2 protein-coding genes are annotated in these 21,072 nt (G+C 36.3%); both read right to left on the bottom strand.

All coding sequences use genetic code 11. The annotated features are described in order from the left end of the window. Positions 1–35: 35 nt before the first annotated feature. Entirely contained in the window at positions 36–16,715 is a 16,680-nt protein-coding gene (locus K6T82_RS13295) for a T9SS type B sorting domain-containing protein (protein ID WP_223706443.1), read from the bottom strand. 121 nt (positions 16,716–16,836) lie between these two features. Next, on the bottom strand, positions 16,837–21,072 hold the full coding sequence (locus K6T82_RS13300; protein ID WP_223706445.1) for a PorP/SprF family type IX secretion system membrane protein: 4,236 nt from the start codon (positions 21,070–21,072) through the stop codon (positions 16,837–16,839).

A 21,072-nucleotide genomic window follows, 5' to 3' on the forward strand; every position in this document is an offset into this window, starting at 1 on the left:
TTTTTTTAGATAACATCATTGGGGCTATAATTTTGTTATCTGTATAATGTGAAGTGTCCAACAAACTCTCTTGGATCTTTCGGATCATTTAACTTAAGAACGTACCAGTAATCACCTGTTGGTAATTCGTTTCCGTTGTATTTACCATCCCATTTTTGACCTACGTGGTATTTCGCTACTACTCTACCATATCTGTCATAAATATCGAATGTTAATTCTTTATAAGCTAATGCACCACAATCAGGTCCTATCGTTGTATTTGAACCACTACCGTTTGGAGTAAAGTAGTTTGGCATACAGAAGTCATAGAAAATACCATGAACAATTATTGTTGCCTCACAACCATTTTTGTCTCTTACGGTTACCGGATAATCACCTGTTTTATAGATTCTATATGTATTAGATGATGAGAATGCTTCTCCGTTAAAACTGTACTCATAAGGAGCAATACCTCCGAAAGCTTTCACTTGAAGAACATTGATATCTTTACTAGCATCTGTTACATCTACTAAACCAACTTCTGCAACTGCATCTATTGTAAATGTTGCAGTTTGTTTTTTACAATCGTTAGTATGTCTTGCAATTATAAAGTGAGTTCCAGGAGCTACGTTTGTAAAGATATTGCTCGGTTGGAATACACCACTATTATCTAATGAGTAATCTACATCTGCCGGATTTGTGTTAGAAGCATCAATTGTTACTACCACCATATTTGCCTGTGCATTGTTCACACAGTCGTATGTTACCTCAGCAGTTGGGTTAAGTATAACGGCTTTATCCATATTTACTTCGACCATTGTTGTACAACTTGCATCTTTAATATAGACATTATGCGTACCTCCTTTAATATTAGTAAAGTCATGTCTTGTACCATTGTTCAATGCAACATAAGTACCATTTTCATTGTCAAGACTAATGCTGTAAGGTAGTCTACCACCTGAAACCTCGATAGTAAATGCTCCGTCATTGTCTCCATCACATATTTCTTGAATGATAGGACCAACTATTTTACCTTCTAGAACATTTGGTTCTTGAATCTCACGCTCTATAATTACGAAACAAGAATTTTCATCCTGAACTATAATTGTGTATTTACCAGGAGATAAACGATCAAATACAAATTTATCATCAAACTGACCTAAGTTTGGCGAAATAGCATATTTGATTACTCCTGTTCCACCAGTTGCGGCTATAGCGATTTTACCATCATTTGCACCAAAACAAGTCGCATCTGTTACTGTAGGTATTGCTAATAATGCCTCATTAGGCTCATCAATAGTTATTGTTTCAGAATCGTACTGACAATCATCACTATCAACACGTACTATGTAAACTCCTGTAGGCAATAAATCAAAATAACCTTCTGGCTGAGCTGGTCTTAATTGATTACCTGAAGCATCTAAAAGAGTGTAAGAATAATTTCCTAAACCACCTCCAGCTACAGCATCAATAACTGCAGTTGAACTTCCTTTACAATACACCTCTGCACCTGATAGATCAATCTCTAAACTTAAAGGTGTTATTGGAGCTATATTTATGTTATTAGAAATAATTCCGATACATCCATTAGAATCTCTAACGTAATATTGGTGATCTCCTAAACCTACCGAGAATGTTATTGATGTTCCAAATGAACCTGCAATTGTATTGAAAGTCTGATCTAGACTATAGTCATATGGTCCGTTTCCTCCTTCTGCACTTAATGTTACTGTTGCGTCTACTTTACAAGTTACACGTGTTGCAAGAGTTAGCGAAGCTTTAACTTTTGATGGCTCAGTTATTTCGATTTCAGCACTAGGCTGTGAGCTACAATTAATCTCATCAATTACTGTTACTGAATATCTACCTGCTGGTAAACCAGAGAAGACAGGACTACTTTGAGCATCTGTAGAGATTAAAGGATCACTTGAAAGGTAATTTAAAATATAATAGTAATTACTTTCCTGTCCACCTGTTGGAGGATCAACTGTAATTTCTCCAGTCGCATCTCCATTACATGATAAATCTGCCACAGTTGCATGAGCTGTAAACATAATTGGATCTGGATTTTTAAGCGTTACAGTAGTTGTAGCTATACAACCATTTACATCCTTAACATTTATTGTATAATCTCCTGCTGTCAAGTTTTCGAAGTATGATTGAGTAGAATATGCTACATTAACTGGTCCTACCAATTCGTATAGATAATCTCCATTTGTCCAACCACCTTGAGCACTTGCAGAGATAGTTCCGTCATTTCCTGGATCACAAGTGATTGGTGTATGAATTTCAGCAATCTGTAATGTAGACACTGGTTGATCAATTGTAAAGTCTGTTTCAACTTGACAAGTTGGTGTTCCTACCAACGTAGCAGTTACATGGTAAATACCTACAGTTAAATTTGGAATATTAACTACAGTACCTAAAGATCTTCCACTAAGGTTAACTGGTCCCGTAATTGTATAATCAAAAATTCCTGCATCATCTGTTGGATCAACTTTATTATCTACGAAAGTTAAATCTACATTTCCAGTCGCTGTTCCGAAACAAGAAACATTTTTAATGTTTTGTGCTACAATATCAAATGTATTCGGTTCATCTACATAATGAATTGTTTTTAATACACATCCTGTTACCGGGTTTGTAACTGAAATAGTGTATGTTCCTACCGTTAAGTCAATAAATTGTCCATTAGCATTTGTTATTGAAGGATAAGCTATTGCATTAGTTGTAGCAGCAACTATAGTATACTGAAGTGGTACTGCCGGACCACCTGTAAATGTTACATTAACCTGAATGTCTTCTTTATTGATACAAGTAATTGCTTTTGTAACTGTTACCGCAGGATTAGCAAAATCAATAGCAATAAATGGATTGATTCTCGCTGTTGTAGTTCCAACACATCCTTTATCATCATATACATTAATTACATAGTTTCCTCCTAATAAATCTGACTCAGTGAAAACAGGATTATCACCTCTTTGAACTGCTACCGGATTTCCATTTCTGAAGAATTCATACACAGAATAATTTCCTGAACCACCTGTTGGTGTGTTCACTGTAATTGTTGCATTATTTTCTTTGTTACCAGCTGTACATCCGTAATCTGCTACGACTACATCTGATACTGTAATAACTGGCGGTTCAGTTACTACTATAGTTTTGTCAACTGGACATCCTTTACCTGAAGTTACTGTAACTGTATAAGATCCTTGAGGAAGATTTGTAAATACATTTCCAACTAATACCATTCCTAATGGAGCAGGATTAATTGAATAAGTATAAACAGGATTGTTATTTACCGTTGCTGTTGAAGCAGCCATTTTTACAGTAATTGTTCCAGTACTTCCTCCACTACAAATTACTGGAGCTGATTCTAAAGTGAAATCAATCGCAGTATTCGGTATGTCAATAGTAACATCAATAGTTTTTGTACATCCTGTTCCAGTATCTCTTACTGTAAATTGGTAGTTACCTGGAACCAAATTACTAAATACAGGTGATGTAACAAATGGATTACCATTCTGACTAAACTCATAACTTGGTGTTACCGTACCTCCAGAAGGTAATAATGTAACTACTCCTTGGTTTCCGTTACAGATTGGAGATGTTGTTAAGTCGTATCGCAATTGCAACGGTGTTAAAATAGTTACCGGAGCTTCTACAATACATAAATTTTCGTCTCTTACATATACTTTGTAATCGCCTGGTGAAGTAACCACTAATACATTGTTGTTAAGCTGCCAAGTATTTTTGTCTAAACTATATTCTAAATTTGATGTAAATCCGTTGGCGGTTACAGTAATTTCATAACCTGTCGCACTAGGACAATGTGTAGGTACTACACTAGTAATAGCTGGCATTGGGTCTTGTGCAATATTTACTGTAACGAACGCGAAACATTCGTTTGCATCTTTTACATAAACATCATAAGAATCAAATGCCGGAGCAATTTTAGCCGTAGCAATTTCTATAGTTGTAAATGCTTTATAATCACCAATTGCAGGAATAGTTGGCGGCGTTGTTGTAGGCACCACTGCATATTTAAAATCTCCTGAACCACCTACAATTGTAGTAGGATCTATAGTAATTACAGCAGTTTTATTAATACAATTTTGATTTTTAATGGTTGGATTAAATCCTGCTAAACTTAATACTGGTGGTTCTGTAATTTCTACATCATTAGAAGTTATTGTACAGCTTGGATACGCCGTTTCTGTAACTACTACTCTGTAGTTTTTACCTTCAGCAAAACCGAAAGGAATTACAAATGGATTTGCAGTCGCACTATCTCCAGCTCCTGAAGTTAAAGCAACAGGATTTGCACCGTCATAAACCGCATAATTATAAGGTCCGTTATAATCGATAACATTGATTTCAATCGCACCAGTATGATTTCCATTACAATCTACGTTAGCAGAAGCAACAGCATTAACTTTCGCAATATTGAAAACAGGAACTTCATAAGCAGCAGATTTGATGCTACATCCTGTATTATTATCTAATACTTCAAATTCATAAGTACTACCTACTGTTACAGCATCATACGTAAATGTATTTCCTGTAACTGTTGTTGGCCCCGCGATTAATGCACCATCTTGGTATACATTGTATGTAAATGCATTTGGTGAATTACTACCTCCAGTTATAACTACATTTATTTCTTGTTTGTTGTTAACACAGTCAATATCAGGACCAAAAGTACCAACTACAGAAATAAATTTCGGTAAAGGATCTAAAACAGTAGCTAATTGTGTTGTTTGAACACAACTATTTGAATCTTTTACATAGAATGTTGGATTCTGAGTTGCTCCTGTATCACTTAATTCAAATGTATATCTATTGTCTGCAGGTACACTATTACTTGCAAAATAATTGATACCATCTCTACTAAAACTATATGTTCCAGTACCGCCGCCAGCAGTAACAACCGCAGTTGTTTTAGTTGGGTCAACTGCACAGCTAAATGCTGTTGCTGTAGCCGAAGCTGTAACAACTACTGGATCTGCTATCGCAACATTAACATTAGCCTCACAATTTCTTTCTGAAGTAACGCTTACGTTGTATTGTCCTGGAGTCAATCCTGTAAACAGATTATTATTAACCTGAGTTATAGCTGCTCCAGCTGGTAAAGTTGGTGTAAGCGTATAAGTATAAATAGGATTATTATTTACTGGTCTCAAATTAACTGTAATTGTACCATTGTTATTTGTGCCTTGCGGCGCATTACAATCTACTGGTGTAATGGCAATATCAGACGTTAATAAATCAACCGGAGTTGGATCTACCATCACCACTTTGTTTACAACAGTGTAAGAACAATTTCTTAAATCATAAACTACGATTTCATAGCTTCCTGCACCTGTTAAAGCAGGAACTGTATAATAAGCAGTATCTAAACCTGCTGGGAAAGCTATTGGAGCATAAGCTCCAGCGTTATCTTTATTAACTGTATAAGTATAAGAACCATATCCGCCTTGAGCAGTAATTTTAATGGTTCCGTCTACAGTACCTGTACAGAAAATATTTTTATCATTTTGTGCCGTAGCAAAAAGTTGAGGTTTGATCTCATTACTTGATACAGTTACTTCACAACCATAAGCATCTTTTACAATAATATCATAAATTCCTGGAGTCAGGTTCGTAAATGTATTATTTGTTGTCCAAGATTGTTTTTTATCAATACTGTATTCATAACCTCCTGCACCACCTGAAGCCGTTACAACTAAAGTAGCTAAATCTGTGCTATCGTAACAATAATCAGATGTTGAAGCAATTACTGCAGTAGGAGGTGTTGGAATTACCAAATTAAATGAATCTGTAATCGTACAACCGTTAGCGTCTCTTACAGAAACTCCGTAAAGACCATCAAGTCTAAGACCTGCAAAATTACCAGTTGTATTTGTTATTGCCGCACCAGATGGAGGAGAAAGAGTAAATACATTATTACCCCATCCGCCTTGAGTTGTTATTTTAACCGCACCATCAGTTGTACAACCTAGTGGCGTAACATCTAGAGGGTCTAAACTTAAGGCAATAGTTGGCTCGTTAATAATTGCAACTGTTGAAGTAGTAGTACATCTAGGATAAGCTGTTTCTACAATTCTTACTGTATAATTTGTTCCTGCGCCTAAACCGAAAGGTATTGTAAACGGATTAGAAGTAGACGTATCATGAGATCCAGATGCTCCAATTCCAACTACTGGTGTTACACCATCATACAATGCATAAGTGTATGGTCCAGTGTAGCCTGAAACAAAAATTTCAATATTTCCATTTGTTGCAGATTTACACTGAACATCTGCAACTGTAGTTGCTGTTACATTTATAGCATCAAATAATGGAACATCATAAATATTAGATAGAATCTCACAACCAGTAGCGTTATCTGTTATTCTAAACTGATAAGTGCTACCTGCTGAAGTTGCATCATAATTATATGTTCTTGATCCGCTTGAAGCTGCAAGAATAGTGTATGCATTACCATCGATTGAAACTTCATATTTCAAATCAATTGGTGTTGATGATCCACCTACTACATCTATTTGTATCAGCTCTCTACCATTCACACAATCAATTTGCGAACCTGCAACTGTTGATCTTGTTGCTGTTGCAGAAATTAATTTTGGCAATGGAGCCAATGGTGTCGTTAATGTTGAAGTATCTAAACAGCCATTAGAATCTTTAACCCAATAAGTAGGATTTTGGATTGCTAAATTATCTTCAATCTCAAATGTATATTTATTGTCTGGCGGAGTACTATTACTTGTAAAATAGTTCGTACCGTCTTTACTGAAAGTATAAGTACCTGTACCACCTAAACCTGTTACAACAACTGTTGTTATCGTAGGATCTACTGCACAACTAAATGGTGTAGCATCTGCACTTGCAACTACAGCTGCTGGAGCTGGCACATTTGCCGGTAATTCTAATTCACAACCTCGTCCAGAAATTACTTTAATCGTATAATCTCCTGCACTTAATCCTGTGAATACATTATTATTTAATTGCGTTTTAGCAAGTCCCGCTGGTAAAACTGGTGTTAATACATAAGTATAATCTGGATTATCATTTGCTGGATTTAAATTAACAGTCAATGTTCCGTTATCTGTCGCGCCTACTTGACCAGCAGTACAATCTACAGGAGTAGTAACAATATCTGTAACTACAAAATTGATTGGTGTTGGAAGTATCATATCTACATCTACTGATCTCGTACAAGTTGTATTAAGATCTCTAACAGTAATTGTATAATTTCCTGCAGTAAGACCTACAAATTTAGGATCATTAATCTGCGTTACATTAGGAATTGCAGGCGCTGAATTTTTTACTAAAGTATACTGAAAATTATTTGGCGTAAATCCACCTGTTACTTCAGCAGTAATTTCCCCATCATTATTTTCACAAATAGGATTTTTTGAAAAACTTGCTTTAAGTTCAAGCGGTGTAGAAATTAGATCTAAATCAACCTTATTGCCACATCCATTTACATCTTTAACTTCTACACTATGAGCTCCTGAAGAAAGATTTGTAATAGAGAATGATGTAGAAGGCAATGGAATTGGAGCACCACCATCTAAGATGTAATAATGCTGACCTACACCTGTTGTTGTCAAATTAACATCGATTACAAAAGAACCTTCTGTAACACAGATATCATTTGTTACAGCCGTAATTACAGGTACAGTATCCAATCCAACATTAATAAACGAATATTGAATACATCCATTTGCATCTTTTACATAAACTATATAATTACCATCATCTAAATTAAATGTATTTTTAGTTTGACCGTTTAAATCAAAAGTAGCAGGGAATGAAGGTTCTACAATTGGATCATTACTGTGATCCGTACCATCGATTACTCCAACTGCTCCAGTATCAGCAAAAATTTGATATAAATAGGGAACTGAAATAGTATGGTTTGGGTCTGTTGGTGTTGGATCTGGAATACTAGTTGTTCCTCCTTGTCCAAATGCCTCAACTATACCTTTTAAAGGTCCACAGTTGTCATTTTTAGAAGTCGTTGTTAATGTTAATGGTACAACTGACTGAGTAATTGTGAATGTTTTTGATGAATTTAAACACACAGTTGCTCCTAGTCCGTCTTGTTCTGTAAATAAGATATAATAAGTACCAGGAACTAGAGGTCCAACATTATTTACAGACATAGTTGGCAATGTAACTGTTCCACCTACTAAAGGCATAACCAGTTTATTTGTCTGCGAATTAAAAATTTCATATTTAACTTGTGTTGTTGTCGGTTGAGTGTTTGCAATAGTAAACGATACATTACCATTACCTGCTCCCTGACAAGTAACATTTGCTGCTTTTATTGTACTAGTTAAAACAGATGCCGTTTTTGTTGGAGACTCTGCTTGTTTAAAATAGTAACATCTTGTTGTCTCATCATAAACAATAAATGAATAAACAACTCCAGGGTTCAATCCTGTAAAAGTCGACTGTAAGTATAAAGGATTAGTTGAATCTGATGAATCTGCATCCTGATAAGCCGTTGGATTTAAAGGGTATGAATGAGGAATTGGTGCTCCAACTCCTGGAACAATTGGATACAATGCAAAGTGATATGGTCCTCCAGTAAATGCAGGATTCACGCTCACTATTACACTCGCATCGGTACAAGACGCAGCCCCAGAAGTAACATCAATAATCAAATCTGTAGGAGGCGAAGACATTGTAATTGTTTTGGTAACAGAACAACCATTTTTATCTGAAACTGTTAATTCATAAATACCAAAATTTAAAATATTGAAAGTATAATCTCCTCTAACATCAGATATTGAATGAGGTGCTACTTGAGTCGGTTCTCCTACATTGTTAGTTAATGTATAAGTAAATGGTCCTAATGGTGCTGTATCACTCGAACCTCCTGTAAAATCCTTTACAGAAATAGATCCATATGTCAAACCTGTACCATCACACGTTAATGGAACTGTAGGTGTCATAAATTCAATCTTTGCTGGCTCTCTTATAATAGTTGATTTGTCTAAATAACAGCCTTTAGCGTCTGTAACTCTAACAATATAATTTCCTGCAGGAAGCCCAGTAGTTTGAGTACCATAATTTACATTTGCTGTAGCAGGAATTAAAGTAGAATTGTCTTTAGTCACATTTATTGTATAAGGACTTGCTCCTTTTGTCTGATCAATTGTAACTGTGATAGAGCCTGTCGAATCTCCATTACATAAAATTGTAGAGTTTGGAGTAAGTGAAAAGTCTGGATTAGTTTTTGGAGCTACAACTACTGTTGAAGTAAGGCTACAATGTGTAGTTGAAGCATCACTCAATGTAAATAAATAAGTTGTACTTCCTGTTGCTGTTGTTGCAGTAGGATCTGTGTAAATAAATGTTGTACCTGTAACAGATCTAACAGTTGGATCTAATGTTCCATTAATCGTTACAGTATAAGTATAAGGCGTTTTTCCTCCCGATATAGTACCTTTAATTTCAACATCCTGACCATTACAAGTAGCTAAAGTTTCTAATTTAGCTTCAAATTTTAATTCCGTTTCAATAGCTTGTGCAGGTAAAGTCAAGATACAACCTGTGCTCATATCTTTTACTTTAACAACATAACTTCCTGGATTTAAATTATTGAAAGTTCCACTTGCTTGATACATTCCATCGTTAATATTGTACATATAAGTTGGAGAAACAACCGCAGGAGTAACTACGATTGTAGCTTTTCCTACTGCATCATAACATAAATCAGACAATGTTAAATCTATACTTGCATCTGGTTGAATCGCTGCTGCAACATTAAATGTTGTTGTAATTGTACATCCGTTTCCATTTAAATCTGTAACAGAAATACCATATGTTCCTGATTGAGTTAAATTACTAAACGTAGCACTAGCTTGTGGTCCAACTACTGTGTTATCAGGTAATGTTAAAGTATATCTGTTATTACCCCATCCGCCAACTGTATTGATAACTACTTTACCATTGTTTGGAGAACACGTAATTGGTGTTATAGTTGGCGCTGAAAATGCGAACTGAACAGCTGCTTCTTTTACCTCTAAGGCTTTAGTTGCAGTACATTGAGTTGTTGGGTTTGTAATCGTAATTGTATAAATACCCGCTGCTAAACCTGTATAATCTATTACGTTTCCAGTTTGTGTGGATTGTGAGATCGGAATAATCGCGTTCGCAGCATTTCTAAGAACATAAGTAAATGTACCTGAATTTCCTGAAACAGTAAATGAAAGTTTACCGTCAGCCGCACCTTTACAGTTCACATTTGAAGTTACTGATCCATTTACAGTTACTGGTAATACATTATCAATTTTAAAGTTTCCAGTAGTGGCACAATCATTCGCATCGGTAACTTTAAAGTAATAAGTTCCAGGAGCTAAATCGGCAAAAGTATGATCTTGAGCTGTAACCCCAGTTGCAATTGGAGCTGTTGGAGCAACCGCTGCATCTGTATTTGTTATTTCAAATCTAAATGGAGCAACTCCATCGTCTACTCTAACTGTTAAATCAGTTTTATCTCTACCTGATGCACAAGTAATTGCTGCCGGAGCATCAAAAGTCATATTAGTTGGTGGAACTAATGCCTTAACATCTGGAGAAATAAGTACTCTAAAAGGACAATTATTAGCATCATAAACATCAACTGTAACTGTTCCAGTTGTAGTTGTTGTGTATGTATTTGATGTTACTGGAGTTGCACCATTGTAACTATATCTGTATTTATTAGCTCCCGTATATGGTGTTCCTGGGTTATCAATAGTTACCGTAATGGTAGCTGCTTGAGTAGCATTATTCGCTCCACATTTTAAAGGCGTAGTAACATCTGCATGAGCTGTTAATTGCGCTGGATTTGTTAGTGCTCTAGATACTACAACTTGACATTTTTTAGCATCTGTAACTCTAAACCAATAAGTTCCTGCACCAACACCTGTTAGCTTGTTTGAAGTCATACTAGAAAATCCTGTTGTACCAGAAATTGTAGAAACTTCATAAGTATATGGTGCTAAGCCTAAACTTGGTGTTACTTCGATTGAACCATCTGTTCCGTTGTAACAAGTAGGATTATTTGGAGTTGTATCTGCTGTTGGAGATACCCTTGCGTTAATATTTTGAGTAACAGTTGTTCTACAACCTTTGTTATCAAATATTTCAAATTGATAAGTCGCTGCCGCAGAACCTGTGGTTGTTGTGTAATTAAATGTATTTAAACCTGCTCCAACCGCAATTGGGGTACCGCTAAATCCGCCTCCATTTGTACTTACTCTGTATGTATAATCTGGATATCCATTACTAATAACAACTTTAATAATAGCATTAGGATTTGTTGCATCACAATCTAAATCTTTAACCAATGGATCTAATTTAGCAGATAAAGGAACAGCAATTGTTTCTTCAGCTAAATCGGTTGTACAACCAGTTAAAATATCTCTTACTGTAATAATATGTTTTCCTGGATTTAATCCTGGGAATGTTCCAGAAGCCTGATAATTGCCTTCATCAATTCTGTATTCATAATTTGGATTTGGCTGTGGTGCATTGGTTGGCGTTGCAATTAACGTTGCTCCAGCTCCTCCAGCACAATAATCTGAAGTTACATCTATATTAGCAGCTGGATATACTTCTGGTTTAATTGTAAAAGTTCCTGTTACTTGACACCCTTTCAAATCTGTTACAACAAATGAATAATCACCTGCTGATAAATTTGAAAATGTTTTAATGCTTTGCTTAATTGGTGTCCCGGCTGGTAACGTTGGTGTTACCTCATAACTATAAGTTCCCCAACCCCCTTTAGCGTTAATAGTAGCAGAACCTTTTGCTTTACAAGTTACATCTACAGTTCCTGTAGGATCTAAAGCCAATACAGCTGTAGGAGCAGAAATTGTTTCATCATCTGATTGAGAACATTTTGTAACATCATTTGTTACTATAATTGTATGTAAACCTGCATTTAAATTTGGTGCAGAAATAGTAAATGAAGTTCCTGTATTAGGTGAAGTTCCTTTTTGAACTGGTAAAGTACCATCAATTTGATATGTATAATCTACATTATTTCCTAATCCAGAAACTGTAAAAGTAACTTCACCTTTTGAGTCTCCTAAACAATTTACATCACTTACTACTGAACTTGAAATTGAGAAAACTGGTAATGCATCAATTTTATCTGTTTTACTAAAAGAACAATTTTTAGCATCTTTTACTTCAAAAGTGTAAGTAACTCCTGGATTTAAATTTGCGAATGTTCCTGTAGTATTACTTGTTACTGCACTTGCCGGAGCCGTAATAGAATAAGTAAAAGGTCCCGCTAAAGGCGCTCCTAATGCATCTCTTACATCAGTAATAGAAAAAGTTGATTTATTTGTAGGACAAGTAAGCGCAGATTTATTGATAGTCATTGCTTTTGGACCATTTAATGCTTCAATAGTTAAAGCCGGTGTAGTAGTAAATGTACAAGAATTGCTGTCTGTAATAGTTACTGTATAACTTCCTGCAGTTGTAATACCACTGAAAACTTTAGAGTCCTGAGTTACTAAAGCAACACCATCTCTATTTAATGTGTATTTATAAACACCATTTCCACCAGTAACTACAGCACCAACTGTTATAGTTGCAGGGTTATCACAAGTATAAGGTGTCGTTATTGTTGCAGTACCGTTGATAGCATCTGGAGCAATCAAAGTTACTTTTAAAGTTTGAGTACATTTATTAGAATCTATTACATAATAAGTATATTCTACACCAGCACTTAATCCGGTAAAATATGATTTGTCATTATACGTGATTCCATCCGTACTATATTTAAAGTCGCCTGATCCTCCACTTGGTTTTAGAAGAATTGTTCCATCATTCGAAGTATTACATTTTGGATTAACATTCTCAGAAGTTAAAATAATAGCGTTTAATGGTAAAATAGTAGCTTTAACACTAGTAACAGAACAACTTCCAGAATCTGTAACTCTAAAAGTATAATCTCCTGCTACTGTAGTACTATACGTAAAAGTATTTCCTGTTATAGTAGGTTGTACCAAAGTACCCGTAGTATCTCCTGAAGCAATTGCTACTACAAAAGGTCCTTTACCTCCTGAAATGGTTCCCGTAATGATAGCTCTATTATCTGGAGCAACATCACAACTTAAGGCTCTTGTTACAGGAACCTCAACTGTTAATTTTTCGTTTATAATTTGAGTTATGGTATTTGAGAAACAACCAAAACTGTCTTTAATTTTAAAAGTATAAGAACCAGGATCTGTAGCGGTATAAGTAAAAGTTGGACCATCAAAAGGTGCACTTTCTTCACTTTCATTTCCGCCATTAAATTGTGTAGTGTAAGTATATTTTCCAACTCCACCATTTATTTTCACTATTATTTCAGCAGAATTGTTAAAACATAAATTAGAAGTTTGAAATTCAATTTGTGCAGGAACCGGAGCCACAACATCTACAGAAGCTAAAACTGCTGTCTGACATGAATTTAAATCTCTCGCAATAACTTTATAGTTACCAATTTTTTTGATATCTAGGAATTCTCCAGATTGTTGAAACGGTTTTACAACTGTTACACCGTCAGATTCTCTTAATTCATATTCATAACCTGGAGTTCCATCGCTTGCTTCTGCTTTGATCGTTGCACCGAAATCACAAGTCAATACTTGATCTACCCAAGCTCTAACCTTTAACTCTTTAGGCATTTTGATTTCCTGAGCTAATGGGAAAGTACAACTGTTAGCCGAATTATCGTAACGAATCTGAATATTGTAAGTACCTGCTTGAAGGTTTGTTAAAGTTATACTACCACTAGAAGCCGCAGGAACCGGAATATAAGTTCTCCAACCTGCTGGATCACCTGCTACAAAATATTGGAATCCCTTAACTGGGTCAAAATTTTTGGCAGATAAAGTGATTTCACCATTTTGCTCACCACTACATTGTATATTTTTAAAACCTGTAATCCCTGCTGAGAAAGCTTTACTTCCATCAACATAGATAGGAAAATCAGCAACCGTATTACACGATTTTGGTATTTGACGAACCCAAATATCATCAATAAGTACGTCGTTACCGTTGAACTGATTACTGTAAGAACGAATTACAAAACTCAGGTTTTTATATGCACCTGGATTTAACATCAATTCTTTATACTCCCATTTCTCCGACTTAGGAACAACCCAAGGATTTGAAGTATCAGTTGTAGCAACAATTGTCTCAGTACCACCAACTCCATTTAAGTTATTAACCAGCTGAATGGTTAATTTTGGATCGTCATGCGTGGTTGAAGTCTTAACAATTAAGTTTTCAGCCCATAACGAAATTATTACATCTTGGTTTTCAATAACATCTTTAATAGGTTTACTATATAAGATACCACCAATTCCTGCCGTTCCTCCGACGTTTACAACTAGGAATCTTCCAAGTGCATCTGTTGGTGTAGTATGATCTTTCGCTACAATCCAAGAATTATTAAATCTTGTTCTAATTTTACTTGCAACTGCATATTCTCCATCATTAATCCATTCATCTCTATTACATGCATATCCAGGTAAAAGGTGAGTAAATGCCTCATCTTCGTAGCAATATGCAGGATTAATTCCAGGAGTTGTTGTAAAACCACCTTTTCCAAAATCTTCCTGCAATAAGTTACTATAAGTAGAAACTTTTAATACATTATATTTTACAGTTACGGTATGATCTCCTTGTGTCACGTTTCTGAAAACGTTTGTTGGAATAGAGGTATTTAAAACACCGTCCATGTAGTAATCATAAGCATATTTTGGATCTCCAGAACCGCTATTTGTAACTGTTACTGTAGTTGTTGCCGATCCGTCACAATTAAAAACAGGATCTAAAACTTTAATTGTTGGAGGGTCTGGTTTTTTATCAATTGTAATTCCACCCATGGCGTACTCACAACCCGCAGCATCTTTTATATAAACTGTATGGCTTTGACCATAATTCATATACTCAGAATTCTTGTCTGTCCAGGTTTTTTTACCATCAAAACTATATTTGTAAGGAAATGGCTCTGGAAAGGGAGTTCCCCCCTGAGGGTTTATAATCCTTACCAATCCATAAAGTTCTTTTCCTACTGGACCACAACCCGACAATTCACCTACACCTGCTGATGCTGTCAAAGCCACAGAAGGACCTACTGTAACTATAGTTGCTGGTTCAGTACAGAAAGAACCATTTCCATTAATATTTTTTCTATATCTTACAATTACTCTATAGCTTCCTTCATTAGGAATATCGAATACAGTTGTACTAGGTGAAAAGTTAGCTCCATTATCAATACTGTATTCTATAAGATTGTACGTATTATTGTTGGTTACACTAAGTGAAATTTTACCGATATTACCTAAGCAATCGCCATCAACCTTATTAATTTGGTAAATAGGTTTAGTAACGGCTGGAACGTTTACTGTCACATTATTAGCAGCACTACAGCCGTTAGCATCTTCTACACGGATGATATAACTTCCAGGTTGCGTTACTACAATAATGTTCGTCGGATTTTCTGTAAAACCGGCACCATTCGTATTTACAAAATATTTATAAGGAGCTGTTCCCCCATTTCTTGTAATTGTTATTTGACCAGAACTACATACGCCTAATGCAGTAGTTAGACTTGCACCAGAAGTTATTGGATTTGGTGCTCCTGCGATCGTGATAGTGTTTTTTTCTGGATCACAAGTAGAACCTTTTATAGAAGTTAATACCGTGTATGTTCCTGAAGATAGTCCATTAAAAGATGTTATTGGATCTAGTGTTGGACCAACTCTATTTAAATAAGATCCACCTGTATTAGTTCCATTGTATATAGTGTAAGTATACTCCTGATTTATATCATTTGTAATTACTTGTACACTTCCTGTTGCTCCACTACATTTTGGAGAAGCAATAGAGGTCGTTACTGCGAAAGTAACATTTTTTATTTCAAGGTTTATAACTTTAAATTCGCATGAACCAACTACTCCTTTTATTCTTATAAAAGCAGTGTAATTACCAGGAGTACTTGTTGTAAAAATGTTACTATCTTGCCATGCTCCCGAAGTCCCTGTTCTTGTAAAACTATATTCGTAACCAGCTCCAAACCCACCTACAGAAATTCTACCATTAACCTGGCAATTTCCGGCACTATTTCTAATAATATCACTTTTTGTAGTAGCCGTTGGTATTAATGTATTCTGATAAACATTAAAGTAAAAAATATACGGATTTCCTGCTGCATCCACTATTCTAACACGAAATTGTCCTGCTGAATTTGCCAAATAATCTTTTCCTGTACCCACTTGATTCCAACAAGTAGATGCTGCGCCTTCATTTGCACAATCACTATTCGAAACAGTGACACAAGTTCCACCTGAAATAAATCTTTCCCAGATTATAGATTGTGCATCTGTTATTTGCGTATTAATAAGACGAGAATCATTTCCGCCGCACAAAAACAACTTTGGAAGTAATTTACCATCATTTGGACATTGCGTTACTTGTCCAGCATAAGGTAGCTGTGCATACGGAATTACTGGATTGGTTAAAGCTGCAACTTTAGCATCTTTATCTTTCGATTCTCCAGCATTTAAACTAAATGGATTTTCAAGCTGATTACTTGCATCTAAGAATAAATTCCCATTTGAACTTGGAGTAAGTTTTGAATTAAATGCAATTCCATTTTGCGCTTGGGACACAAAATTGAATAGCAAAGCTAAAGCAAAAATCAGCGTTCTTAATGTAGTAGGTTTTTTCATAATCATTTTTTGTTACTTCTTCTTAATGCTAAGGGGCATTAGCTAATAAGATTATTTATTTTAGATAACATTTATTTCAAAGTCTCTCTCACAATTTAAGAGAGACTATTATTTTTCTTTATTAATTCTCCACTTTTACAATGGCCATTCTTCCATTATATGATTTGTTTCCTTTTGCCTCCAATGCTTTTGTAGCCTCTTGCAAACCATCAAACTTCTCGTAATAGATATAATATTTACTTGTTGTTACATTGTAAAAGAAATTAATATCAGTACGTCCTGCAGCAACTGCTTTTTTCAGGAACTCATCTCGTTTTTCAACACTATTGTGAACCGCAAGAATTAAATAATAACCACTGTCAGAGTTTTTAATATTCTTAATAATCTGCATGTTTGACTGCTCTTCACCAAAATCAAAATCATTTGCTGTCAAAGGTGTATTACTTACTTTCGTTGTCTCTTTTATACGTTTAAGAGCTGCAACGTCCTGCGCATATCTTCCTTGATCATTCTCATAAGCAGCACGTTTAATTCTACGTTTACGCTCAATCTCAGTCTCCGTTTTGATACGCTCTAAATCTGCAATTAAAGCCGCACCTTGTTGTTCCATTCTCAACTGAGCTGCTTTCAACTCATTTATTTTCTCCAAATAAGCCTTGTTTAAAGGATCATTTTTAGGGAATTTTTTAAGCCTTTCATTGTATAGATTAGTCAACTTCGCAATCTCATTTTTCATGCTTGCATTAGCATCAGCAATCTGTACTTTCAACGCTTCAATCTGACTGTTTTCTGCCGCTACACTCTTAAATGGTTTAGGCTCTCTGTAAATTCCTTTTTCGCTTAAGTCATTCTCCTCTTTTAAGTCATTCAAATCTTTTTGTTTATTAGCAACAGTCGCTGTGAATTGTGCTAATAACTCATTTTGCATTTTACTTGTATTCGCAATAGAATTAGTTAACTCCTCAATAGCTTTTGCAGTTGCATCTTTGTTTGCCGCCTCTGCAGCTAATCTTGCTCTTTCTGCTTCAGCATCCGCTTTTGCTTTTGCGTCTGCAGCTAATTTTTCCTGACGAGCCTGTTCTTCCAATCTTGCTTTTTCTTCAGCAGCTTGTTGCAATTTTATCGCTTCTGCATCTGCCTTTGCTTTTGCTTCAGCTGCCAGTCTAGATTTCTCTGCTTCCGCATCTGCTTTTGCTTTGGCATCAGCAGCCAATTTCGCCTGACGTGCTTCTTCTGCTAATCTTGCTTTTTCTTCAGCAGCTTGTTTTATTAGTAATGCCTCAGCGTCTGCTTTCGCTTTTGCATCTGCAGCTAATTTTATTTTCAGTGCGTCTGCATCTGCTTTTGCTTTTGCATCTGCAGCTAATTTCGCTTGACGTGCTTCTTCTGCCAATCTTCCTTTCTCTTCAGCATCAGCTTTTGCTTTTGCATCGGCAGCCAATTTCGCTTGACGAGCCTCTTCTGCTAATCTTGCTTTTTCGTCAGCAGCTTGTTTTGCTTTTAATGCTTCAGCATCTGCCTTCGCTTTTGTATCAGCTGCTAATTTTGCCTGACGTGCATTTTCTTCTTCTTGTAATCTCTTCGTTTCAGCATCTGCTTTTGCCTTAGCTGTAGCTTCAGCATCAGCTTTTACTTTTGCATCTGCTAATAATTTTGCTTGTAAAGCAACCATATCTGCTTTTGCTTTAGCATCTGCTGCCAGCTTAGCTTCTAGTGCTTCAGCGTCTGCTTTAGCTTTCGCATCGGCAGCTAATTTAGCTTGGCGAGCTTCTTCTTCAACTCTTGCTTTTTCATCTGCCGCTTGTTTTGCTTTCAATGCTTCGGCATCTGCTTTCGCTTTTGCATCAGCCGCTAATTTAGCCTGACGAGCATCTTCAGCTTCTTGTAATTTTTTCGCTTCAGCTTCAGCTTTTGCTTTTGCAGTAGCTTCAGCATCGGCTTTAACCCTTGCATCAGCGATTAGTTTAGCTTGTAAAGCTTCCATATCTGCTTTTGCTTTGGCGTCCGCTGCTAACCTTGCTTTTTCTGCTTCGGCATCTGCTTTCGCTTTTGTTTCAGCTGCTAGTCTTGCTTTTTCTGCTTCGGCATCTGCTTTCGCTTTTGCATCAGCAGCTAATTTTGCTTTTGCTGCAGCTTCAGCATCTGCTTTTGCTTTAGCATCTGCCACAAGTTTTGCCTGAAGTGCTTCTGCATCTAATTGTTTTTGACGAGCTTCTTCAGCTTGTCTTATTTTTAATGCCTCTGCATCCGCTTTTGCTTTTGCTTCTGCAGCAATAAGAGCTTGTCTTGCTTCTTCATCTGCTTTAGCTTTCGCTTCGGCAGCTAATTTTTCTTTTTGAGCAGCATCCTCAGCAGCTTTTGCTTTTGCATCTGCAGCAGCTTTTGCTTTGTTTGCAGCATCAATAGACGCTTTTGTTTTTGCTTCTGCAGCAGCTTTTGCTTTTGCTTCTGCAGCTAATCTTGCCTGTAATGCATCCGAATCTGCTTTTGCTTTGGCATCAGCAGCTAAAATAGACTGCATATCTGCCGCTTCTGCTTTTGCTTTGGCATCTGCTTTACGTTTTGCTTCTGCCGCATCTGCCTTCGCTTTATTATCTGCAATTAATTTTATTCTAGCAGCTTCTGCATCGGCTTTTGCTTTTTCCGCTGCCGCCAATCTTGCTTGTCTTGCAGCTTCAGCATCTGCTTTTACTTTTTCTGCAGCTGCTAATCTCGCTTTTGCTGCAGCTTCTGCATCTGCTTTTGCTTTATCAGCAGCTAATTGCGCCGCTGTTTTTTGTGGTGCAGGTGCTGGTTTTGCTACTTCAGCTTTTGCTTTTGCTGCAGCTTCGGCATCGGCTTTCGCTTTTGCATCTGCTGCTAATTTCAATTTCATTGCTTCAGCATCAGCTTTTGATTTATCAGCAGCTAGTTGCACTTGTGTTTTTGGTGCAGCAGCAGTTGGTTTATTTGCAGCAGCTTGTGCTCTTGCAGCCGCAGCGGCATCTACTCTAGCTTTGTTATCTGCAGCCAACTTAATTCTACGTTCTTCTGCATCTGCTCTGGCTTTATCAGCAGCCAATTGCGCTTGTGTTTTTTGTGTTGCAGCAACCGCTCTGTTTGCCGTTGCAGTTTGCGCTCTTGCTGCAGCCGCTGCATCTGCTTTGGCTTTAGCTTCGGCAGCTAGTTTTATTTTAACAGCTTCAGCATCGGCTTTAGCTTTATTATCGGCTTCTAATTTTGCTTTTGCTGCAGCTTCGGCATCTGCCTTAACTTTTTCTGAGGCAGCTAATCTAGCCTGTCTTGCTTCGGCATCTGCTTTTGCTTTTGCTTCAGCGGCTAATCTTTGTTTTTCAGCACCATCTTCTCTCGTCACCTTCGCGGCTGTTGATGGTTTTGCCATTACTGGTTTTGGTTTTGCCGGATCAATTAAAGATCCTTCATCTTCATCTGCGTAGTAGTAATTTCTGTTTTTGAATCTGTAGGCAATAGCAAATTCATGTGAACCGCCTAAATTAGAGAAATTGCCCATTCCCCTTTCGTAATTGTATTCAATAGCAATACTTGGAGAAATATTAATCCCAAGTCCTGCTGAAACTCCGTATAAAGTATTATATCCTGCTTGTGCCCAAATTCCTTGTTGCAATGTCAGCATACCAAGACCAGAAATAACTGTTTTGTCTTTTTTAATCTCTGTTCTAACAATACCTGAAAATTTACTTCTGTCGAAAAAACCGTAGCTATCAATATATCCGGTGTACATGGCGTGCAATCGAATTGCTCTTTCCGGATCTTCTTTTACCATTCCAGAACCGAAATTGTATAAAACTAAATTGTTAATCGATAATCCGAAATCCAAGAAAGCTGTACCGTAGTTAATTCCAGGATTTACTGTTAGTAAAGTACTTGAAGGATAGTCTCCTGTTAGAATAGTTGAATCATCAGAAATGATTTTACCTTTGTTTAAACCACTTTGATAAGCACCTACGTTTAAACCAAAAGTCAAGTTACTATCCTGATCCAAAACAATATTATGGGCAAAATTGGCGATTCCTCCAAACACAGTCATCAAACCATAATTTTGTTGAAACAAACCAATCGCAAAGGCGTCATTTTCTCTAATACGCCCAGAATAATTGGCTAAATACGTTTGTGGAGCATCCTCAAATTGAACCCATTGTCTTTTGTTATAAAAACTTACATACGGATTTGCTTCACGAACAAAACTGAATGTTGGGTTGATTAAATATCTATTAAATTTTAAAGAATTTCTAATGGGTAATGAAAACGAAACAACTCCATCCTCAGAAGCGTCTTGAGAATAGAGTACATTTGAAAAGCCGTAAAATAAAGTGATGAATAGTAGGATTTTCTTCAT

It is taken from the genome of Flavobacterium potami (assembly GCF_020026915.1).
Taxonomy (GTDB): Bacteria; Bacteroidota; Bacteroidia; order Flavobacteriales; family Flavobacteriaceae; genus Flavobacterium; species Flavobacterium potami.

Bases quoted from the DNA above. Each gene is read 5' to 3' on its own strand.
- K6T82_RS13295 (WP_223706443.1), bottom strand. From the start codon at position 16,715: ATGAAAAAACCTACTACATTAAGAACGCTGATTTTTGCTTTAGCTTTG.
- K6T82_RS13300 (WP_223706445.1), bottom strand. From the start codon at position 21,072: ATGAAGAAAATCCTACTATTCATCACTTTATTTTACGGCTTTTCAAAT.